At 58.9% G+C, this 21,328-nt stretch carries 15 protein-coding genes and 5 pseudogenes; 5 read left to right on the forward strand and 15 right to left on the reverse strand.

Features of this window, described 5'->3' with window-relative positions; translation table 11 throughout:
* The first annotated feature begins 14 nt into the window (after positions 1 to 14).
* Both SLT36_RS25430 and SLT36_RS25435 read left to right on the forward strand, forming a co-directional pair.
* Entirely contained in the window at positions 15 to 1,289 is a 1,275-nt protein-coding gene (locus SLT36_RS25430; RefSeq protein ID WP_432284871.1) for a pyridoxal phosphate-dependent decarboxylase family protein, read from the forward strand.
* Positions 1,290 to 1,598: 309 nt separating this feature from the next.
* Positions 1,599 to 2,318 carry a GntR family transcriptional regulator gene (locus tag SLT36_RS25435; RefSeq protein ID WP_432284872.1) on the forward strand — a complete coding sequence of 240 codons (720 nt, stop codon included), beginning with the start codon at positions 1,599 to 1,601 and terminating at the stop codon, positions 2,316 to 2,318.
* 664 nt (positions 2,319 to 2,982) lie between these two features.
* Here the strand turns inward: SLT36_RS25435 and istB are convergent.
* The 3 genes and pseudogenes from istB to SLT36_RS25450 all read right to left on the reverse strand — a co-directional run bounded on the left by istB (position 2,983) and on the right by SLT36_RS25450 (position 4,741).
* Positions 2,983 to 3,729: pseudogene (gene istB / locus SLT36_RS25440) on the reverse strand (IS21-like element helper ATPase IstB).
* Positions 3,730 to 3,748: 19 nt separating this feature from the next.
* Positions 3,749 to 4,381: pseudogene (locus SLT36_RS25445) on the reverse strand (Mu transposase domain-containing protein); the annotation flags it as partial.
* A 123-nt stretch (positions 4,382 to 4,504) separates the two neighbouring features.
* Complete coding sequence (locus tag SLT36_RS25450) at positions 4,505 to 4,741, reverse strand: hypothetical protein (protein ID WP_432284873.1); 237 nt, start codon at positions 4,739 to 4,741, stop codon at positions 4,505 to 4,507.
* Between the two features lie 75 nt (positions 4,742 to 4,816).
* Here SLT36_RS25450 and SLT36_RS25455 point away from each other — a divergent pair, with 75 nt between their 5' ends.
* The 3 genes from SLT36_RS25455 to SLT36_RS25465 are packed head-to-tail and all read left to right on the forward strand — an operon-like array spanning position 4,817 to position 7,682.
* A complete protein-coding gene (locus SLT36_RS25455) occupies positions 4,817 to 5,695 on the forward strand; it encodes a tyrosine-type recombinase/integrase (RefSeq protein WP_432288477.1) in 879 nt (292 codons plus the stop codon).
* On the forward strand, positions 5,692 to 6,681 hold the full coding sequence (locus SLT36_RS25460) for a tyrosine-type recombinase/integrase (protein ID WP_432284874.1): 990 nt from the start codon (positions 5,692 to 5,694) through the stop codon (positions 6,679 to 6,681). Before SLT36_RS25455 ends, SLT36_RS25460 begins: the two co-directional genes overlap by 4 nt.
* Positions 6,678 to 7,682, forward strand: a complete 1,005-nt coding sequence (locus SLT36_RS25465; protein ID WP_432284875.1) for a tyrosine-type recombinase/integrase — start codon at positions 6,678 to 6,680, stop codon at positions 7,680 to 7,682. The genes SLT36_RS25460 and SLT36_RS25465 overlap by 4 nt, the downstream gene beginning before the upstream one ends.
* 101 nt (positions 7,683 to 7,783) lie before the next feature.
* On the opposite strand, the pseudogene SLT36_RS25470 reads toward SLT36_RS25465, so the two are convergent.
* The 12 genes and pseudogenes from SLT36_RS25470 to SLT36_RS25525 form a co-directional block, all read right to left on the reverse strand.
* A pseudogene (locus SLT36_RS25470) lies at positions 7,784 to 8,407 on the reverse strand (IS21 family transposase); the annotation flags it as partial.
* Between the two features lie 300 nt (positions 8,408 to 8,707).
* Positions 8,708 to 8,836 (reverse strand): annotated as a pseudogene (locus SLT36_RS25475) (fumarate hydratase); the annotation flags it as partial.
* A pseudogene (locus tag SLT36_RS25480) lies at positions 8,833 to 9,087 on the reverse strand (aldehyde dehydrogenase family protein); the annotation flags it as partial. The pseudogenes SLT36_RS25480 and SLT36_RS25475, both read right to left, overlap by 4 nt.
* Positions 9,088 to 9,201: 114 nt before the next feature.
* The gene (locus SLT36_RS25485; protein WP_432288479.1) at positions 9,202 to 10,128 is read right to left on the reverse strand and encodes a LysR family transcriptional regulator; all 927 of its coding nucleotides are present in this window, start codon (positions 10,126 to 10,128) and stop codon (positions 9,202 to 9,204) included.
* Between the two features lie 126 nt (positions 10,129 to 10,254).
* Positions 10,255 to 11,157, reverse strand: a complete 903-nt coding sequence (locus SLT36_RS25490; protein ID WP_432284876.1) for an HpcH/HpaI aldolase/citrate lyase family protein — start codon at positions 11,155 to 11,157, stop codon at positions 10,255 to 10,257.
* Between the two features lie 133 nt (positions 11,158 to 11,290).
* The gene (locus SLT36_RS25495) at positions 11,291 to 12,442 is read right to left on the reverse strand and encodes a CaiB/BaiF CoA transferase family protein (protein ID WP_432284877.1); all 1,152 of its coding nucleotides are present in this window, start codon (positions 12,440 to 12,442) and stop codon (positions 11,291 to 11,293) included.
* 14 nt (positions 12,443 to 12,456) lie between these two features.
* On the reverse strand, positions 12,457 to 13,713 hold the full coding sequence (locus SLT36_RS25500) for a methylaspartate ammonia-lyase (RefSeq protein WP_432284878.1): 1,257 nt from the start codon (positions 13,711 to 13,713) through the stop codon (positions 12,457 to 12,459).
* Between the two features lie 1,263 nt (positions 13,714 to 14,976).
* Entirely contained in the window at positions 14,977 to 15,963 is a 987-nt protein-coding gene (locus tag SLT36_RS25505; protein ID WP_432284879.1) for an ABC transporter permease, read from the reverse strand.
* Positions 15,956 to 16,963 (reverse strand): ABC transporter permease, encoded by a 1,008-nt coding sequence (locus SLT36_RS25510; RefSeq protein WP_432284880.1) that lies wholly within the window; start codon positions 16,961 to 16,963, stop codon positions 15,956 to 15,958. Before SLT36_RS25510 ends, SLT36_RS25505 begins: the two co-directional genes overlap by 8 nt.
* Before the next feature lie 93 nt (positions 16,964 to 17,056).
* On the reverse strand, positions 17,057 to 18,757 hold the full coding sequence (locus SLT36_RS25515) for a peptide ABC transporter substrate-binding protein (RefSeq protein ID WP_432284881.1): 1,701 nt from the start codon (positions 18,755 to 18,757) through the stop codon (positions 17,057 to 17,059).
* Positions 18,758 to 18,870: 113 nt separating this feature from the next.
* Positions 18,871 to 19,872: an ABC transporter ATP-binding protein gene (locus tag SLT36_RS25520; protein WP_432284882.1), complete on the reverse strand. Its 1,002-nt coding sequence runs from the start codon at positions 19,870 to 19,872 to the stop codon at positions 18,871 to 18,873.
* Between the two features lie 7 nt (positions 19,873 to 19,879).
* Positions 19,880 to 20,905, reverse strand: a complete 1,026-nt coding sequence (locus SLT36_RS25525; protein ID WP_432284883.1) for an ABC transporter ATP-binding protein — start codon at positions 20,903 to 20,905, stop codon at positions 19,880 to 19,882.
* Positions 20,906 to 21,328 lie beyond the last annotated feature (423 nt).

Below are 21,328 nucleotides of genomic sequence, written 5' to 3' on the forward strand. Positions count from 1 at the left end.
TTGCGAGGAATGGAATGTCGAACATTGAGCACAATCGGCGCGGGTTGCCTAAAAGAGGCATCGAGTGGTCCACGCTGCGAGTTGAGCTCAAGGAACTGAAAGGCGGCGACTTCAAATGGCGGGAAGGGCGCGTGCCGTCTTATACCTACTTTTTCAATGACGAGACTCTGAGGGTTCAAAAGGAGGCCTATTGCGAATTCATGTCCGAGAACGGACTGGGCGCCGGAAGGGCCTTTCCGAGCCTATCGCGCATGATCGACGACATCTTTGCGATCGGGCGGGGGCTATTCAACGCACCGGATGGGTCGGGGGCATCCTTCACCTCAGGCGGCACAGAGAGCGTTTTTCAGGCGGTCAAAACCGCTCGAGATCAGGCGCGCGCGGTGCGGGAGGAAAAATTTGGCCGCTACAACGTCGTCACACCGCTTACAGCTCATCCTTGCCTAAGCAAGGCTGCCGAGATACTCGATGTCACGGTGAAACGGGTTGACCTCGATGCCGAGCGACGTGGCGACCTCGCGGCGTTGGAGCAGGCGATAGACGAGCATACAATAATGCTCTATGGGTCCGCCCCCTGTTATCCGTACGGCGTTTTTGATCCGATCGCTGATATGGGCCGGCTGGCCCAGAAGTGTCAGCTCTGGCTCCATGTCGACGCGTGCTGGGGCGGGTTCGTTTCGCCTTTTGCAAAGAAGCTCGGCTATCCAATTCCCGAATGGGATTTTAATGTGCCGGGGGTTACCAGCCTCTCAGCAGACATTCACAAGTTTGGTTACGGGGCCAAAGGCGCGAGCCTGATCCTCTATCGAGACGCTCAAGTGCAAAAGTACGAACGCTTCGAGTTCAGCGACTGGCCGCGCGGAACATACGTTACGCCGACCTTCATGGGTACAAAGCCAGGCGGAGCCGTCGCCGCAGCTTGGGCTGTGATGCAATATCTTGGCGAGGAAGGTTATTTACAAGCAACTCGAGAGACCATGGATGCAACAATGCGTTTGATTCGAGGCATCAACAAGGTACCGGGGTTGGCCTGCCTTGAACCAACAGGTGAAGCAAATCTCATCACCTTTGTCGCCACCGATCCGGCCATAGACATCATGGCCGTTGCCGATCGCCTCGAAAAGAGAGGATGGTTCCGTGGCCGCATGCGCGAACCACTGGGGATTCATCAGGGCGTGAACCCGGCTCACCTGCCCGTCGTAGACGACTATCTTTCGGAAGTTTCAGCAGCCGTCGATTTCGTGACGACCCGCAGGCTGTCAGCCAAATACGATGAGCATTCTTATTGATCGGTCGCGGCTTGTCAGGTCGTCGATTGTGTAAAGTCCAGATGAGTTAAACCAAGCCTCCCAAGGCGCCGTGCTCCACAGACTCGATTGCGTGTCCGTGGAGCACGGGACACAACACTGTCATACTTGATCGGCGGCGGGCTTGAACGTCGACCGCAGGTCGGAATATGGCAGCCAGGACGTGCGAAGCCGGCTGTTCACAAGTCCATCTGTTTGAGCCACCATCTGCACGCAGCTTGTAGGACTGTGATCACAACGCTATTGAATCGATCTGGCGAATTGCGAAGGCGACTCGAAGGAACGGCTTAAATGAACGCGCGATCCCAATCCGTGCACACACCCTTCGAGGGTATGGGGGTGGTAAGTAAGCTCTCGCTTCCGGAGCAAGTTTACGCCTCCTTGCGAGAGGGGGTGATGAGTGGGCGCTTTGCTCCCGGTCAGCGGGTCCCGCTGAGGGCGATCGCGACAGCAATGGGCACCAGCACGATGCCGGTACGAGAAGCCGTCAACCGCCTGGTCGCGACCGGCGCCCTGGAGTTGCTTCCGAATCGGCGCGTGAGTGTGCCGAAACTATCGGAAGATAGATACAAAGACCTCACCAAGGCCAAAGTTCTCATCGAATCGGCAGCCGCCGAGGCAAGCGTCCCGTTCCTCACCAATGAGATTCTGGAGCGTCTTACGACGCTTCATGTGCAAATGTGCGAGGTTACCAGCTTGCCGCACAACGTCGCCAACGTTCAGAAATATCTCAAACTGAACAAAGATTTTCACTTCACGATCTACTCGATCTCGGACTCATCGGCGCTGATGAACGTAATCGAGTCGCTTTGGCTCCAGGTCGGGCCATATTTTAATCTGCTGCACTCCGAGACCACAGGATGGCGTGGCAACGATCGGCATGAAGAAATCCTAAGGGCTCTCGTCGCTAGGGACCCGCGGTGGGTGAAGGCGGCAGTCCGTGCCGATCTGGAAGGGGCGGCGGACTATATTCTGGATAATGGCCTGCTTTCGCAGCAACTCGTTGGCTGAGGCGGCGTGGCCGCCGGCATGTTGGCAGAATGTCGCACTGCACCTAAATGTGAGATTGCGCTCACGTCGCTCAACCTCCGCACCTAATCATGAGATGAGACCGGTAATTTCTCTGGGGTTAGGCGGCGCGCAGGAGAGGCGGTTTCGGCTTGAATAGTGGTGGCACGTTCGGCTCTGGCAGTCGGAACGGCGCCCGCAATCGATCGCGAAGCTCGCCGTTGAGATCTGCCGTGCGGACCTGCAAGAGCATGTGAGCGCCGTGAGGTGACCACCGCATGACGATCGCGCCGCGGTTCGAACGGATATAGGTCAGGAGCTGCAAGCCGAGGCTTTGAAGTCGGGCGATGGGGAGAACTTGCCGTCTCCGCTCCAGATCGGAGATCGCGCGATCGCCCCGCGGGTCACTTCAGATTCCACCGGGGTAGGGTCAGTCAAACTCCCCCACCCGCACGACAGGACAGAGGTGGATTTGTTAGTTTGACTTTGTTTCCCGAGCAAGGGCTTCAGCGGCTTCTTTGAGGCGATAGCTGCGTCCATCGAACTCAAGCAGTGCGTGTTTCGCGGAATGTGGGCGGCGATTTCACGCGATCTCGGGCACGTGTTCACGCCATCGTGGGCAGCCATTTCGCGGTCGCGGGCAAGGCTGGTCGACGCTTGCGTGGGGTCAGGCCTGGCCGGTTTGGTCAAGTGGTTTCGTGATTGCACCGTGCCGCCGCAGGCTTTCACTTGAGAGGGTGAGGCGGTGGGCATTGTGGACGAGCCGGTCGAGGATGGCATCGGCGAGGGTCGGGTCGCCGATGGCTTCGTGCCAGTGATCTATGGGCAACTGGCTGGTGACAATAGTCTAGCCGCGTTCATGGCGATCTTCGAGGATTTCCAGCCGGTCGCGTCGTTCCGTGGCGGTCAGGACCGATAGCCCCCAGTCGTCCAGGATCAGCACCTCCACGCGGGCGATGGCCTTGAGCATGCGGGCATGCCGCCCGTCGCCTCTGGCGATGGCGAGCGCCTCGAACAGGCGCGGCATGCGGTGGTAGGCGGCAGAGCGGCCATCGCGGCAGGCCTTGTGGCCGAGCGCGCAGGCGATCCAGCTTTTGCCGAGGCCGGTCGGGCCGGTGATGAGCAGGTTCTCGTTTGCCGTCGATCAGATGGGCCATGACGGCGCGGTTAATGCCGCGCGCGGTGCGCAAATCGAGATCCTCGACGCAGGCCGACTGCCGGAGGGCTGCGAACTTCAGCCGAGCGATCAGGCGCTTGGCATCGCGGTCCGCGGCGTCACGGTCGACCAGGAGGCCGAGCCGGTCTTCGAAGCCGAGCGGCTCGAAGGTGGTCTGGGCCTGACGCTGTTCATCCAGCGCCTTGGGCAGGTCAGGCCGAGCGTCATCAGTTGTTCGGAGGTGGGGTGAGTCAGCAAGGGTCAGTCTCCTTTTAAGATAGTAACCTTGGCCACGGATATTGGCATGTTGCAGAGGGCGCTCCTCGGGGGCCTCGTCCAGGAAGGCCCGGTCGAGAATCGAGCGAATCGAAGCGGCGGAGCGCGCGCGGATCTACAGCCCCCGCCGGCAGGCGGCATCGAGGCGCGCCACATCATAGCTCCTGGTCAGGGCCAGAACACCAAGGCAGGTGCGGAATCCTTGCTCCGGGTGAGGACGATCAGCCATCACCGCCTCGCAGAAGGCATGACGGACGGGCCAAGTCTTGCGGCTGTCGCCAGTACCCGGGCCGGGGTCCATTCGGCATGACGCCGATGCGCCGAGGCATGCGCTCGGGCAGCGTTACATGACTGCGCCGTCCGGGGCAGCGGGGATGGCTGGCCACCCGGCGGCCGCCATGGAATATCTCGACGATGGCCCCGCGGACCCGGACATCCACCTCCTGGCGGATCAGACCGAAGGGGACGGAATACCACGAACTGTCCACCTCGACGTGGTAATCAGGTGCGACGCGCAGCGACGTGGTCGGGCGGGTAGGATCGCAGTTCCGTAATGCGCCGCCATCTCGGCATAGGTGCGGTTTAGCCCGGGATCGAAGCGGTCGGCCTTGACCACCGCCGCCTTGAGGTTGTCAGGGTTTTGTTCCCAGCCCGGTTATGTGGCCTACCGTCGGTAAGGTACTGACGTTAGACATTCCTGTGGGCTAAAGACGGCACATCTCTTTGCGGCAGCAACAGAAGCGCATCCTCCGGTTCCCTACTTTGGAATGGAGGTTGCCATGTTGGAACGCTTTTTCGTCAAGCCGCAGACTGTCGGGTTCCGATCCTGACGAAGTTTGCAGCATTCACCGCGGCCCGCAATGTTGATCAGATCGAACAAGCCGAGGCGCTCATCGAGCCATTCATCGAGGATTGGCTGTTCACTCATCGCGCCGATCGATCCGCTGATGCGTGTCGACGCGATCGCAACTTCGTCGGGGGCATTGTGCGGCATTTCTTCAGCCAGGTCGTCTCGAACTCGGATAACACCAGCCGTAGAACAGCTTGGCCGATCCCTTTCGCTACCCAGGTGCCGGGATTCTTTGATTACCTTCACGAAGAGCGGGGCCTGCGCCCGACCTCCATCCATCACTACCGGCACTATCTGCGCGGGTTCGAGCGATATCTCAGGGATGTTGGATGCGAGGTGACCACGCTTTCGTTGCCTGTGGTGACGGGGTTCGTCACGACGCAGGCTCAGCACTTCGGGCCCAGATCAATGATCGGTCTTGCAAGCACATTGCGGGTTTTTCTCCGATATGTGCATCGAGAAGGTCTTCTCCAACGCGACATCAGCAAGCTGGTCGAGGTGCCCCAGCATTACAGGTTGGCCGACATTCCCCGATCGATCGGTTGGGATTCCGTCCAGAAGATGCTCGACCAGGTCGATCGCCGCACCGTCGTTGGCCGACGGGATTACGCCATGCTGTTGCTGATGATCACATATGGCCTGCGCGCCCGCGAGGTCGCGATGTTGACGCTCGACGACCTCGATTGGAAGCGTGACCGCCTGCATGTGCGCGAGCGCAAGGCCGAGCATAGCACGACCTATCCGCTTGCGCCCGTCGTCGGCGAGGCGATCGTGGATTATCTCAAGAACGGGCGACCCGAGGTGGCAAGCCGGCTGCTTTTCTGGCGACACCTGGCACCACGATCGCCGCTGACGCAGTCGGCAGTGTCGGCCACGGCCACCAGATATCTGCATAGAGCAGGCATTCCCGTATCCCGCCCTGGTTCCCATACGCTCCGACATGCGTGCGTTCAGCGGCTGGTGGATAGTGGCTTTCCGCTCAAGACCATCGGCGATTATGTCGGACATCGCGCAGCTTCGTCGACGATGATCTACGCCAAGGTCCAGGTGGACGGCTTGCGTGAAGTCGCTCTTGGCGACGGGGAGGATCTGCAATGAGCCCCCGTCTTCCCGAGCCTTCAAGTCCGATCGCGCCGCATATCATGGCCTTCGTCTGTCACAAGCGCGCCCTCAACCGGCGCTACGACGTCGAGAATAAGGCATTGCGGATGTTCGACGGCTATCTGAACGCGCAGGGCATCAAGACCCTCGCGGAGATCACCCCGGCGCTCCTCGATGCCTTTTTCCTCAGTCGTCCGCGTCTGCGGCCACGAAGCTTCAACCAACTGGTAGGAATCGTCGGCCGGCTGTTCGAGTGGATGGTCGAACACGACGTTATCGATCGCTCCCCCGTCACGATGAAGCCGCGCCGCCGAGGTAATCCAAGACCGCCCTGCATCCTGGATCTGCGGACTGCCCAACAACTCGTCGATCGCGCCGCCGAACTCGCGGATCGGAACAACGCTCCGCTTCGCGGTCCCGCCTATGCCACCATCTTCAGCCTGCTGTTCGGGCTTGGTCTGCGCGTCGGCGAGGTTGCGCGCCTGCGCTGGCGGGATGTCGATCGCAATCGTGACGTCCTCACCATCCGCGAGACGAAGTTTTCCAAGTCGAGGCTCATTCCCATGGGACCGCAACTGGCACAGCGACTCTATGCGTTCATGGCGTTGCGATCGCAGCACCTGGTTTCGGTTGCGGCCGACACACCGCTGTTTTCTTTCATGAAAGGTCGGCCTGTGAACCCGGGCACGATCAGCATCATTTTCCGCTCGCTGGCCGATCAGCTGGACATCGCGATCCCGCCAGGAGGAACGCCGGCTCACGTGCATGATCTACGGCACAGCTTTGCGGTCGGGCGACTTCTGCGGTGGTATCGCAACGGTAGCAATCCCACCGACAAGCTGGTCAAGCTGTCGACCTTCATGGGGCACGTGGATCCGGCCTCCACCGCGGTTTATCTCACCGTTACCGCCGATCTCCTGGAAGCCGCCGGTCAGCGCTTCGAACGCTTTGCGGCGCCGCTTTCGCGTGGAGGTCGGCCATGAGGACCGTCGGCAGTCTCGTTTATCAGTTCTTCGAGCTCCATCTCAAAGCCGAGAAGGGTCTGGCGTCCACCTCGATCCGGAGCTACCGCGACGGGATTCGGGTGTTCCTTCTCTTCCTGGCCAGGGAGAACCGACGCCCGATCAGCAAGCTCGGGCTGAGCGATCTCAGCGCCGACAATGTACGGGCCTTTCTCGCCCATCTTGAAGCTGAGCGCGGCAACAGCATCCGATCACGGAACCACCGGCTCGCAATGCTACACACCTTCTTCGCCTATGCCGGTGGCCAGGAACCGATGGTGCTGCCGGAGGCCGAACGCGTCGCCGCCATCCCGAGGAAGCGCACGCAGCCGGCGGCCACCTATTATCTCGAGCGCGATGAGGTCGAACGGCTCTTCGACGGACTGCCGCGCGACGGGAAGCTGGCCACCCGCGACAAGGCGCTGCTCATGTTCCTGTACAATACTGGCGCCCGCGCAACGGAAGTCATCGGACTGACCGTCGATCAGCTGGTTTTGACCTCCTCGCCGCGGGTGAACCTGCACGGCAAGGGTGATAAGTGGCGGACCTGCCCACTATGGCCCGAGACCGCCCGCCTCCTTGGCGAGATGCTGCGTGACCGACGCCAGCCGGCCACGCCGGAAAGTCCGGTATTCCTCAGCAACATCGGCAAGTCGCTGACGCGATTCGGCCTCTACAAGCTCGTCCGGCGTCATGGTTCGGACATTCGCATCGGCAACGGACACAGGTCCATTTCTCCGCATGTTTGGAGACACACCACGGCCGTGCATCTGCTCGAATCCGGTATCGACGTGAACGTCATAAGAGGTTGGCTTGGCCACGTCAGCCTGGATACGACCAACCGATATGCCGAGATCAACATCAAGATGAAGCAGGAGGCGCTTGAGGCCTGTCAGGTGCCTTCGACTTCTTCGGTGGGACCGCCCCGAAAGCCAGTCTGGCAGAGCGAGCCAAAACTTCTCGAATGGCTCGCCGGCCTCTGATCGTTATGTGCCTCGATGTCGTTGAGAACGCTTGGATCAACAGGCTGCGGGGCACATAACCGGGCTGGGAACAAAACTACGATTACGTGCCCGGGCACGTAATCGCACACCACCACCTTCGGCATGCCGCCGAGGAAGGCGAACATCCGGACATGGGCGCCGATCCAGTCCTCCAGCCCCTCGGTCGCGAGGGCCTCGGCATAGGTGTGGTTCGAGGCCCCCATCGCCGCAACGAACAGCTTCATAGCCCGCGCCGCGCCGTCACGTCGATCGTGTCCCCGGCGAAGTCGACGAAAACCTTCTCGCCACCCACATGCGTCTGCCGCATCGTCGGGCGGACGCGGCCCTTCCAGGCATCGAAGTGGACGCAGAAGCAGGTATAGGCAAAGCCAGTGGGATGGGCCGCCCGGTATTCTTCCCACAACAGCATCCGGGTTACCCCGTGGCGCCGCAGTCTCGATCGATCATTGTCCAATCCGGGATTGGGCGATGCGGATCTGGCACCGTCGGCGACGCCGGAAACAGAAGGAGCTCCAGACCGTCGTCATCAAGACCGCCCGGCAAGGGCCAGCCCAGTCCGGCCGCCGCGCCCGCAGGACATAGGCGCCGACGCTTCCCTTGCCGAGACCAAGAGACGCGGCAATCGCCCGATCGCTCAGCCCCTGGCCAAACTTCAATCGCAAAACACCCCGTATTCGGCGCATGGTCAGTCGTTCCGTCGGCATCTCGCCCCTCCCTCATTCCAGAAGGGGCTTCTATCGTTAGTCTGCCGACCAGACCCGCCTACAATCCTGCAAAAATGCTGCCCATCATCGCGCGAAACGCGCGCCCATCATCCTCCGAAATCACGGCCCGCCATCACCCGAAACACGCACTGCTTGAGTTCGATGGACGCAGCTATCGCCTCAAAGAACCCGCTGAAGCCCTTGCTCGAGAAACAAAGTCAAACTAACAAATCCACCTCTGTGCGGGTGGGGGAGTTTGACTGACCCTACCCCGGGGGAATTTGAAGTGACCTGCGGAGATGCCCGACGGACGCCTTCATTCACGAGGTCTGCGAAACCGGCCGCGGACTTGATACGAACGCCCATTCCGACCTTGGCGAAAACCACCACGAGACCAGTGTCCTGGCAAATCGGTCGCCGCCCCTGCGCAGGCCCTGCTCGCCACCTACACAGCCATAGCCGCTCTGTTTGACGCCTCCATACGGCGCGTCGGCGGAAACCCCTTTCAAGTAATTTACACTGACAGCGCCCGCCGAAACACCGCCGATCAGCGCCCGTTTCGCATCAGTGGCCCCGATGAAGAAATAGACGGCCAAGCCATATTCGGTGGCATTGGCTTCTTCGATATCCTCGATCGTGTCGAAAGGCGCCACGGTCAGGATCGGCCCAAACGGCTCGTCATAGTCGCATGCGGTCAAATATCGAATGTCGCCCAAAACCATCTCGAAATCAGATGGATACCACTCGCGCAGCCGCGAAGTGCGAAAGCGATGAAATAATTTGGCTTGGATTTTCTAGACCCGGTCCGGAACCGTGGCTGACCAGTGCTTGCCCTCGATCAAAGTCTTTATGACCTTGGGGATCAGCTTGCGGACCGCAGACACGGCTGGAGAGCGCTCATCTTTCGGGTTCACGGCAAGCACAACGGAACGGGTGATCACTGGATCAATGATTTTGACCGTCCGGACCAGGCCTTGAGACGCCTCTTTTTGAATGGCCGACGGGGTAAGGATGGAATACGCTTTTCCTTCCATGACCATATTGATGATCGTGGAAAGGGAGTCGACTTCGAACCTGACGTCCAGAACACAACCGTGCTGGGCAACGACATCAGCCACCGAACGCCTGACATTGTTGTTGCGCATAGGAACCGCCAGGGGAAATGCGTGCAGGTTGGCGAGCGCTATTGAATCTTCGAAGGGCGGTTGAGCAGGCGGCACCACAAGGCAAAATTCTTCGCGAGCCAGCACCGCCATTTGCCCAACGCTCTCGGCAGTGCGGTAGAGAACAGCCAGATTGAAACGGCCAGCAGCCATCCACTCCTCCAGCGGTCCGGTCATCCCCTCAATCATCTTGAGCGAGATCCTCGGCAATTCGCTTCTTACCGATTCAAGCAGGGGGCCGCTAAGGACGCGAGCGGCTCCGGACGGAATGCCAATGGTCACCTCTCCGGAAGGAGCAGCCACCGAGTTGGTCAGTTCGGCCTCAGTGAGCTGAATTTCCTTCAGGATGATCCGCGCGCGCTCGAGCAACTTGTCTCCGGACGCCGTGACGCTGACACCGGTCCTGTCGCGAACGAGCAGCTGGGTGCCGAATCCTTCCTCCAGTTGACGCACATGCAGGCTTAGAGCGCTTTGAGCAACGTTGAGGGTTGCAGCTGCCTTCGTGAAACTGCCGGCTTCGACGACGCCGACAAAGTATCTTAACTGCCTGATGTCCACGATGAAGAAATCCACCCGGGGCATGTTCCCCAGTGCTCTTATATCTATCTCGAAACGAGATGGCAGGCAAGCCACAAAACTGTCGCACTAGTTCGAAAACGGCCTATTCGGCCGCTACTTAACGGCTCAGCTATTGCTGGCAAGAGCCAGGATTTCGTGGGCGCGCCGCACCACTGGCGGATCGATCATCTTGCCATTCAACGAGAATGCTGAGAGGCCACGCGTGGTGGCATCATTTTCCGCCGCGACGACCTTATGGGCCCACTCGAGTTCCTGGGCGCTTGGCGAGAAAGCCTCATTGAATATGGCCACCTGTGTCGGATGGATCGCCAAGGCTCCAGCAAAGCCTAGCCGCCGCGCATGCACCGCGGCTTCAAGAAGTTTATGCGTGTCCGAGAACTCACCGATGCTTCCTATGAAGCCAAGCGGGAGCAAGCCGGCCGCACGGGCGGCAAACAGAACAGAAAGGTTCGGCGCCAACAGTAGGTCGAACTCCGGGACGCCGCCAACAGCGGCACTGAAGTCTTCAGGACCAAGCGCCATTGCGACCATCCTTGGATGCGCTGACGCAATGGCCGCGAGCCTTTGCAAGGCGCCCGGAGTCTCGATCTGAGCGAGGAACCGGATGCGTCCCGGCGCAAGATTTCTTTCCCGTTCAAGTTCTGAAACCGCATTCGCGATCTCCAATACCCACTCTGCCGAATCCGTCTTCGGAAGAACAAGCGCGTCAACACCCGCTATCACTGCTGCATCGAGATCGGCCGCCAAAGCGCGCAAACCATGATTAACGCGGACCAAAACAGATGCGCCTTTCCGGCCCACCTTTGCCACGCATTCAGGAAGCTGCCGCCGTGCCTCTCCCTTCTGATCCTGGGGAACGGAATCCTCCAGGTCGAGTATGACGCCATCCGCACCCCGCTCATGGGCCGTCTCCACAAAGCGCGGTACGTGAGCGGGTACGAAGAGCAGGGATCTCCAGCGAGATACAGACATCGCGCTTTCAACGACCCGAAAGGTGTCCTTGATCATGGAGTCGCCTCTGCAATCAGTCTTAGCGAGCGTGACGGCAGTGGGCTTGCTGGATGGCCGATGCGTTGAGATGCCCCGAGGTCCACAGGCTTTTCGCAAACCGCGAGCGCACTCCCCTTACTCAGACGCGCGCTCACGCTGACGCGGCTCTTTCGCGCAAAAGCCCCAGAACCTCCTCGCGGACAGCGTCGGTATGAGCACCAAGAGCCGGGACTGGGCGCAGCAAGGGGCGCTCAGAGTTGAAGATTGCCGCTGGCGCTATCGTCTCGACCGTTCCCTCAGGTGTGTCGACCTCAACCCTGCGAATGTGTGGATGCTTTGAAACATCCGCCACTTCGTTCAGTCGGCCATATGCCAAGCCGGCCGCCTCAAGCTCGTGCATTGCTTCGTGGCAGGATAGTTGAGAAAACCGCCTTTCAATGATCTCATCGAGTTGCGCACGGTGACCGAGGCGCTCCATATTATCGGCAAAACCAAGTGCGCGTGTAAGCCCCGGCTGCTTCAGGAACTTCTCGCAGAAATTCACCCATTCACGGTCATTCTGAACCGAAAAGATGACCTCTTTGCCATCGGCGCAACGATAGGCGCCATACGGCGCCAGCGAAGGGTGTTTTACGCCCGCGCGTTCCGTCTGGTACCCGCTATAGTCGTTTTGTAGGATTGGCACGTTCATCCAATCGGCGACGGCATCGAATAGTGACACCTGAATGCTCGTGCCGTCACCGGTGACCTCGCGGTGATACAGCGCCTGAAGAATAGCGCTGTGCGCTGTCATGCCCGCTGAGATGTCACAAACAGAGACCCCTACACGCGCGGGTCCTTGCTGGTTGCCTGTGATCGCGCACAGACCAGTTTCGGCTTGGACGATGAGATCATAGGCCTTTAGGTGGGAAAATGGCCCCCCCTCCCCAAACCCCGAAATGTCGCATGTGATCAGCCGCGGAAAGCGTCGGCGGAGATCGGCAGACCCGAAACCCAGTTTCTCAATGCTGCCCGGCTTGAGATTCTGGATAAAGACGTCGGCAGAGGCGATAAGCGAGTCCAGCACAGTACGGTCTGTCTCCGACCTCAAGTCCAAGCAGACTGACTCCTTACCCCGGTTGAGCCACACGAAATAGGCGCTTTGCCCCCGCACCAACTTATCGTAATTCCGGGCAAAGTCTCCCTCAGGCCTCTCAACCTTGATCACACGGGCGCCTGCATCGGCAAGGCGAGATGATGCATACGGTGCAGCAACGGCCTGCTCCACCGCAACGACGGTGATCCCCTCAAGACAGTTCTGCATGGCTACACACCGCGCTATTCATCTAACATTTCGTTTTGAGCCCGACGACGATTCAGCATCGCCAGTAGCCGGTTCTGTTCATTGCCGACGATCGAGAATGCCTCGTCGACTCCCATTCCAGGCTTCGCAAGCATCATGTCTGCCTGGGTGGCCACCGATATGTGAACAGAAGCCTGGGCAGAGAGATCTGTCTCGGTACAGCTTCCTCCAACGTACGCGCCGACCTTGTTCTCCTTGCACAGGAGCACGGCACGTGCCGTGTCAGCCAATGAGCCGACATCGGGCGTCTTGATTTGAACTAGATGCGCAGCCTTCGCTTCGGCAAAGAGCCGGACGTCCTCGAGCGTATTGCACCTCTCATCCACGACAATGCGCGCCTTAGAACCGCGGCTATCCAAAATCGATACGATCCGGGCGTAGTTCTCAATCTGAGCTTGAGTACAGCCAAAGTCGGCCGGCGACTCGATGTTGAGTGTGAAATCGGGAACGGTGTCTGCAACCCTGCAGATAAAGTCGGCAATTCGCTGGGGCTCCAGGCCGATTTCCTGACCGATCCAGCCATACACATCGAAATGTAGCACCGGATGATACCCCGGGCCGCCGAGTTGGTGCGTACGCGTTGCAACCCATCTCACGAACTCCATAAAGGTCTGGCCGTCGACGCCAAATTTCTGCCGGGAGTTAAACAAGCCGTGGGGAAGCACATCCACGGCCTTCAAGATCATCTTATCAACGTTGATTTCGCGAGCATCGCCGCTCTGGCAGTAAATCGGGACCCTGCGCGTCGGCAGCGGTAAGTCAAATTCACTGCATACGATCTCCGCCATAGTCGTACGTTGAAGGTGGGCTGCTGCGCGTAGGAGCGCCTGGCTGATCCCGTACTCAATCGCGAGAGGTAACCGCTTGTGTCCGATGGGCTCGAAAACCTTGGCGCAGGCATCAAGGTAACGAGACGCATCGACATCGATAAGCCGAGGCACCACAACCCGCGACGTCAAATCCGAGATCTGAGCAGTTTCAAACAAAGCATCGCGTCCACCGGCACCAGAATACTGAACGCTCATCATATCGCCCCAAACGACAGTGTCGTCGGCAAGGACGAGCCCGACACTCAGCGAAGATGCCGGAACGCGAATGGATTTGAAGTCGGGCGTGACGGGTTCGCCCACATAGATAAAACCATCCTGCGAGGCACCGGCTCTTATGGCTGCCTGATCGTCGTAGAAAAACGCGCCGTTTCCTGGCGCGAGGAGCACGTCTTTGATCTGCACTTCAGTTCGCTCGATTTCTGTCGGACGGCGTTGACGGGCGGATGCAGTTCGATCCGCTACCCGCCAAGTATGTGCCACTTGGCATTGGGTCCGCCAATATAATGTTCCGGACAGTGCCATCGCGTTTTGAGATGGCTGGCACCTGCTTTTAGCACGGTCGTCCACTTTATTAAGTAAAAAGCCAGAATAACTAGGGTAGTACACTGAAACCCATGCGAGGCGCCTCATGAGCAGTCAGACGCCAAGAAAAGTGCTCAGCGGACGTGAGGGTTTGCTCGAACCCTGAACTACGCGCCGGTAGCGGCCAAAACAGGCGATTGTTCGCTCAATGCTCAATTACCCAGCGGCTTGGCTCCAAAGGCCGCAGCGCCATTCGGCCGAATGACGATCTCGCGCACGAAGCTTTCGAACCTTCTTGAGCCCACCGTTCAGCTTCGGCTCCGCATAACCGCGTCAACGAAGGCATCCTTAGCGAAAAAAATATTGGAAATGGAGCCTGCTCAATTACCTGAATAGTTTGCTCACACAGATTCGAGGTTATTGATCGCTGCAAGTAGCTGTTGGTATATAGGTGCTTGTCGACGCGGCCTTGCCGGCGAAGAGATAATCCTCATGAAGCGGAATGAGTTCGGCACTAGCATCATTCTGTCGTTGTCAATCCGGGGATACTTCGGATCGCCAACAGCGCTTCCCATCATCAGTAATGGATCTGCATTTGCGTCCCGCTTTATAAACTTCTTAAGTGCTAGTGAAAGTGTACAGGCATAGATCCTTGATAATTTGCGCAACATCTTCTCTATCCATGTCCGTGCGCATATCAAATGTGTTCCTCAGCGCCTTCCAAGATAGAATCAGCGGATCAACAATCATCCTGGATGGATCAACCCATATCTGCCCATCCAGTACTTCGCTCAGTCTGCCAATATAAATTATTTCGAAATCGTCAAACGTGATATCGAGCCGGAAAGGCTTTCCTTGCACTTGCTCGCCGAGCGTATCGTAGTGCCTCCATCGAAGAGAGTGCCATCGTCGCGCAACATTACACCGTAACGCGCGCGACCGATCGGCAGCTTGGTAAAGCCATTAAAATAGACCTGCCGAGGAATTCAACCGCGTCCGGTCCCTCGACCTCGTCTTGAGGCGTGGAGATGGCCATTGGCCGGGCCGTTCGCGACATTTGCATCGCCGCGACATAGGCCTCGCTCAAGTCGCAGCCGGGAAGCACGTTCTTCTCGTCGTATTATTTCAGGTACCAAACGTGGATCATCGCCGCAGTCGCGGATCGAGCGCATCTCTGAGGCCGTCGCCGACATAGGCGACGCTGAGTACGGTAAGCGAAATCGCAATGCCCGGCCACAGCACTAGTTGCGGGTAATCCTGAATGTACTCGATTCCGTCAAAGAGCAACCGCCCCCAAGTCGGGAAATCCGGAGGAAAACCGAGGCCAAGAAACGACAGTAAGCTTTCCGAAATCACGGCATCGGCTATTTGGAGAGTGCTTGAGACAATGATCGGCGACATAATGTTGGGCAGCACATGACGACGGATAATCCGGCGCGGGGGCGCGCCGATGCTTCGCGATGCTAACACGAATTCGCGCCGCTTAACGGCCAGAACTTCGCCGCGAACGACGCGCGCAGTTTGCATCCAACTCGTCAATCCGATGGCCGACACGATAAGGATGAAATTCCCCATCTCGACTCCGAAAATGTTTGCCACCGCCTCGCGGAACAGCATCACTGCGATCAATAGCAGTGGCAGCACCGGCAATGATAGAAAAAGATCAGTGAGCCGCATCAGCGGGCCATCAAGGGACTTGAAATAACCGGCAACGATACCGATAAAAGTGCCGAGAAAAATCGAGATGACCATCGCCGTCAGGCCGACGGCGACTGATATCCGACCGCCTGTCATCACCCGCGCGAGCAGATCGCGCCCAAGCTGGTCGGTGCCCAACGGATGGACCCAGCTTGATCCCGCGTTCAAAGTCGTGAAGTCGATATAGGTGGGGCTCACGCGCCAAACGAAGGGGCCCAAGACGACACCGACGACAATCAAGAAGAAGACAGCAGCCCCGGCGAGCGCGCCCTTGTGGGCCTTGAACTGGTCCCATACGTCCCACCACTGATTGCGCGACGGCGTCGCCAGCAACACAGGGTCCACGCCGGCGCTGGGATCGATAGCTCGTGTTTGCGAAACGAGCGCCTCGGCGATTTCTTTCGGGTCGGTGTCGCGAAGCAACTCAGTCATAGCGAATCCTGGGATCGAGCAAGCCGTAGAGCAGATCAGCGATCAAGTTGAAGCCGACGATTAGCACTGCGAAGATGAAAGCCAATGTCTGCACCATCGGCACGTCATTGGCGTATATGGCGGCGATGAGAAGCTGGCCGATTCCGTTTACCTTGAATATCTGTTCGGTCACGATGGCGCCGCCGAAAACGCTAGGCAGGCCAAGCGCAACTACGGTCACGACGGGGATCATGGAATTGCGCAACACGTGGATGAACACGACCGCGACCTCGCCCATGCCCTTGGCGCGAGCCGTGCGAACATAGTCCTGGTTGAGATTGTCGAGCATTGACGAGCGTAGATAGCGGCTGACGGAGGCGGTGGTCTGAACCGCCAGCACCATCACTGGCATCGCCATCTGCCGAAGCTGCTCCATGAAACTGCTCCAGCTGGTGACGACGAGATTGGTGTTGTAGATGGTCGGAAGCCAGTCGAAATAGACGGCGAAAATCAGTATTGCCAGAACGCCTGAGAAGAACGGCGGCACGGCCAGACCGAGCATCGAAATGAAGGTGCCAATCTGATCGAACACAGAATACTGTTTGTAGGCTGAGATGATGCCAATCGGCAGAGCAACCAGCACCCCAACTATATAGGCAAGACCAACGACTAACAGCGTCTGCGGAAGCCGCTCGGCGATGACGCTGAAGACCGGGCCGCGTGATTGCCACGAGATAATACGCTGCATACCGTCCGAAAAATGCGTCCCGAACAGAACGTCGAAGCCATGCAGCGGCTCGATTACGAAGAATAGCTTCAGCCAAAGAAGATATTGCACAATCAGGGGCTCGTCGATTCCAAGAGCGGCGCGCATGTTCGCGCGCACTTCAGGTGGAATGGTAGGTGGCAACTGCGATAACGGATCGCCCGGCGCCATTTTGAGCAGCGAGAATATCACGAGACTGATCAAGAACAGTGTCGGGACCGCGACAAGCATTCGTCGGATGGCATAGTTAAGCATGCGCCGGACCTATTGGTGCCGGCCGGGCAATAAATATCCGCGGCCGGCATGGGAGATGGAAAGGCAAGCGCCCTTACAAGAACGCGGGCAAGCCTACTTTTTACGATGCCAGTCCTGGGCGTTCCACAACTCGGAGTCCCAGGCGTTCATGGCATGGCCGCCCAGCGTGTTGGAGATCGCCGAGACGTTGGCACGCCAGACCAGCGGCATGATCGCGTAGCTGTCTACGAGCATGGTATCGAGCTTCTTCACTATCTCGCTGCGCTTCCCGACGTCAGCAGTACGGGCGAGTTCTGTCACTAGCGTCTCGTAGTCCTTGTCGCAGTAGCGAGGCATGTTCCAGCCTTGCCACTGGTTGTCCGGGCCCGGAGCTTGGCTGCAGGTGTACGTTTTTACATATGAGCCGAGATCGGTACCGCTAGCGTAGTTGGTCCACATCTGGACGTCGGCATAGAATTTCTGGGCTGTGTCCGGGCTGGTTGAATCGCTGCTGAACATGACAGAAGTGTCGAGGCTCTTTAATTCGACGTCGACGCCGATCTCGTGCCACCACTGCTTGATGATCGCTTGGAACTGGTTGCGGATAGAGTTGGTCGTCGTCACGAGGGTGAGCTTCAGTTTCTTGCCATCTTTCTCCCGGATTCCATCGGGGCCAAGCTTCCAGCCCGCGTCGTCGAGAAGCTTTTCAGCACCCGGAATATCCTGCGTCAGGCACTCAGCATTGCCGGCAGCGAAGTTTGCCGGGGCCGGAATCCAGTCACAGGTGGGTTTGCCCGTTGAGCCGTAGCCGATCTCGCTCAACCTGCCGCGGTCCAGTGCGATCGACAAAGCCTTGCGCACGCGTACATCGCTAAGGATTGGGTTGGGATGCTTGGCCGTCGAACGCTCGTCTGGCAGGAGACTGGGCGAGGGATCGGTCAGGTTCACGAATAAGGTTTCGACCCACGTCCCGTAGGACGAGAGCACCTTGCCCTTGCCCGCTTTCTCCATTTTGCGCAGCACCTCCGGAGCGAGCTGCACGTTCAAGGCATAGTCATATTCGCCCGTCTGCAGCACTGCACGGGCCGCCCCGAGCGCATCGCCTCCGCCCTTGTAGTTGACTTCGGCGACTGCGGGCTTGTTCGAATCGCGGTAGTTCGGGTTGGCCTTGAGCTGGACCGCGTCGCTCGGTTTGAAGTTAATGACCACAAACGGCCCGGTGCCGACAGGAGAGAAATTGGCTCCCGTGCAGGTCGGGGCCTTGGCGCCGAGGCAGTCCGCGAACTGCCTGGCCTGGATAATTGGAGAGCTCGCGCTGACAAAGAGAGTATAGGGGACTGCTGTCGGCTCCTTGAAGGTCACTTTGACGGTCAGGTCTCCCACCGCCTCGAGCTTGTCGACGCCCTGGAATCTAGAAAGTTGGGCGCAGCCGCCCTTTGGGTCCATGCAGTAGTTGGCGGTGAAGACCACGTCCTTCGCAGTAACGGGCGTGCCATCCGACCATTTTAGACCAGGCTTCAGTGTCCAGGTGATCGACTTCAGATCCTTGGAGACGCCGCCGTTCTCGATGGTCGGGATATCCGCCGCAAGCCGCGAGAAAAGCTCGCCATTCTCATCATAGCCGGCCAGCGGCTCGAGCACCAGCGAGGCAGGAATGGTGTCATTGTCGCTTCCCGAGAGGTAAGGATTCATCATCGACGGCGCCTGCCAATTCAGGATGTTGACGACGCCGTCTGCGCCGCGTTCGGCAAACGCAGATGTAACGAGTAGGGGCACTACGACCCCCGCTGTTAGAAGTGGTTTCAATCTAGACATTTTGTTGTTCTCCTCTTTTTCAGACCTCGGCCTGGCTTATTCCGGCCTTGAAACCGTCCTCTTTGCGATCGTGGACGCGCTAGACTTCCTGCGAGGGATCTCGCTTCCCTGCTTCACTCGGCTTTATGGCAAGCGACCCACCGATCGCCAGCCACCTTTTGCCAGACCGGTTGCTCTACCGTGCACCGGTCGAACGCGACCGGGCAGCGAGTGCGAAATCGACACCCCGAAGGCGGATTGGCGGGGCTCGGCACGTCACCCGTCAGGATGGTGCGGTGGCGCGCACGTTCGACCCTCGGATCCGGGACCGGGACCGCGGAGAGCAACGCCTTCGTGTAGGGGTGCATTGGATCTTTGTAGACAAGCCCGCGTGGGCCGAGTTCCATCACCTTGCCCAGATACATCACCGCGACATCGTCACAGAGGTGACGGACCATTGAAAGATCGTGGCTGATAAAGAGGTATGTCAGCGAGAACTGTTCCTGAAGGTCTTTGAGGAGATTGACCACCTGCGCTTGGATGGAGACATCCAAGGCGGCAATGGGCTCATCGCAGACTATGAAGTCGGGATTGAGCGCGAGCGCCCTGGCGATCCCAATGCGCTGGCGCTGGCCGCCAGAAAATTCGTGCGGATAGCGGTTGGCGAACCTCGGATTAAGACCGACGGAATCGAGCAACTCACGAATCCGCCTCTCCTTTTCCGCGCCTTTCAGCACACCGTGCTCATTGAGCGGTTCGGCGATGATCGAGCCGACGGTCATGCGCGGATTGAGACACGCCTGCGGATCCTGGAAGATCATCTGCATGCGCGGGCGGATCCGGCGCAGTTTGTTGCCCTTCAGATGCGTGATGTCTTCGTCATCAAACACGATGCGGCCTCCGGTACTGTCGCAAAGGCGCAAGATGGCAAGCCCTGTCGTCGACTTGCCGCACCCGCTCTCGCCCACCAGTCCGAGCGTCTGGCCGCGCCTGACTTCCAGGTTCACACCGTCCAGCGCTCTGATAGCGCTAGCTTGGCGCCCGAAGACACCCTGATAAGTCGGGTAGTGCACGGCCAGGTCATTGACGCGGAGCAGGACGTCGTCCCGGCCAGGCTGTGCTTCTCTTGTGAGCATGCTTGGCTCAGACATCGTCGCGCGGCCTCTGCTCGGTCATGTCCCACCAGCAGGCCGCTTTGTGACCTTCTCGCACAGGCATCAGCGGCGGCCTCTCGACGCGGCAGCGATCGAAGACATGCGTACATCGTGGTGCGAAAGGGCAGCCCGTCGGAAAGGCGGTAAGGTGCGGCGGTTGGCCGACGACACTCTTCAATCGCTCCTGTCCCGCCTGGTCGGGCCTCGGTAACGTCTCTAGAAGTGCGCGTGTATAGGGATGACGGGGATTAGCGTAGAGATCGTCGACAGCGGCGCACTCGACAACGAGTCCGCCGTACATGACCATCACCCGATCGGCGATCCCGGCTACCACACCGAGATCATGCGTAATCCAGATGATGCTCATGCCGATTTCCTGGCGGAGCTTCTTAACGAGCTCCAGGATCTGAGCCTGGATCGTCACGTCAAGCGCTGTCGTCGGCTCATCCGCGATGAGCACCTTTGGCTCGCAGGCAAGTGCAATAGCGATCATCACCCGCTGGCGCATCCCGCCGGAGAACTGGTGGGGATAGTCGCTTATCCTGTCCTGTGGCGAGGGTATGCCGACCAGGGAGAGAAGCCCGATCGCACGCTTGCGCGCCTCGCCACGGCTGAGACCCAAATGCTTCCTTAACGGCTCCATCAGCTGGTAGCCGACCGTCAAGACCGGGTTGAGCGACGTCATCGGGTCCTGGAAGATGAACCCAACCTCTCCGCCACGGACCTTACGCAATTCGCTCTGGTCGAGCGATAGAAGATCCCGGCACCCGAGACGCACCCTTCCAGAAACGATTTCGGCAGGCGGCGACGGCAGAAGCTTCATGAGCGACATCATCGTAACGCTCTTGCCAGAGCCGCTTTCTCCGACGACGCCAAGCAGTTCGCTGGGCTGAAGTTCAAGGCTGATGCCGTTAACGGCGTGGATCGTGGTTCCGCGGGTCCTGAAAACAATCCGCAGGTCCGACACCTGCAAGACCGGCGCGTCGTTTATTCTGTGCGATGTCGACTCCACCAAAGCTACCCCCTCGGTTCACCGAAAGCCCCCCACCCGAATCCCGGATAGCTCGCCCGTATCGGTCTCAAACTGGACCACGTGCGTTTCACGCAGAACAGGCAACCGAATCGATCGGTAATCCTGCCCTTTTCTTTTCGATTATTGGCGGGGTTGTGTTTTCGATTATGGCAGGACGAGCGAACGCCGTTCGCGTCTTTCGTTGACAGTCAACCGTCGGGCGGGTTGCGTCAATTACAGATTCTATATTGTCATCATCTAGAAGCGAGATGGGCCAAGCCTGATTGGATAAGCGCGATTAGGCTGTGGCGAGGTGAGCGTGCCGCTGGTGCAGTTCGCCCTTGATGATTGCGGTCGAGCTCGTCGCGGATGGGGGTGAGCTTCCTCAGCTTCGTTTCTAGTGACAAGCGTCAGCGATCGATCAGT

It is taken from the genome of Aminobacter sp. BA135, from assembly GCF_050859125.1.
Lineage (GTDB): Bacteria > Pseudomonadota > Alphaproteobacteria > Rhizobiales > Rhizobiaceae > Aminobacter > Aminobacter ciceronei.

What these genes read in the sequence shown, in the direction of transcription:
- SLT36_RS25430 (WP_432284871.1), top strand. Translation starts at nt 15, where the DNA reads ATGTCGAACATTGAGCACAATCGGCGCGGGTTGCCTAAAAGAGGCATC.
- SLT36_RS25435 (WP_432284872.1), top strand. Translation starts at nt 1,599, where the DNA reads ATGAACGCGCGATCCCAATCCGTGCACACACCCTTCGAGGGTATGGGG.
- SLT36_RS25450 (WP_432284873.1), bottom strand. Translation starts at nt 4,741, where the DNA reads ATGCCGCACAATGCCCCCGACGAAGTTGCGATCGCGTCGACACGCATC.
- SLT36_RS25460 (WP_432284874.1), top strand. Translation starts at nt 5,692, where the DNA reads ATGAGCCCCCGTCTTCCCGAGCCTTCAAGTCCGATCGCGCCGCATATC.
- SLT36_RS25465 (WP_432284875.1), top strand. Translation starts at nt 6,678, where the DNA reads ATGAGGACCGTCGGCAGTCTCGTTTATCAGTTCTTCGAGCTCCATCTC.
- SLT36_RS25490 (WP_432284876.1), bottom strand. Translation starts at nt 11,157, where the DNA reads ATGATCAAGGACACCTTTCGGGTCGTTGAAAGCGCGATGTCTGTATCT.
- SLT36_RS25495 (WP_432284877.1), bottom strand. Translation starts at nt 12,442, where the DNA reads ATGCAGAACTGTCTTGAGGGGATCACCGTCGTTGCGGTGGAGCAGGCC.
- SLT36_RS25505 (WP_432284879.1), bottom strand. Translation starts at nt 15,963, where the DNA reads ATGACTGAGTTGCTTCGCGACACCGACCCGAAAGAAATCGCCGAGGCG.
- SLT36_RS25510 (WP_432284880.1), bottom strand. Translation starts at nt 16,963, where the DNA reads ATGCTTAACTATGCCATCCGACGAATGCTTGTCGCGGTCCCGACACTG.
- SLT36_RS25515 (WP_432284881.1), bottom strand. Translation starts at nt 18,757, where the DNA reads ATGTCTAGATTGAAACCACTTCTAACAGCGGGGGTCGTAGTGCCCCTA.
- SLT36_RS25520 (WP_432284882.1), bottom strand. Translation starts at nt 19,872, where the DNA reads ATGCTCACAAGAGAAGCACAGCCTGGCCGGGACGACGTCCTGCTCCGC.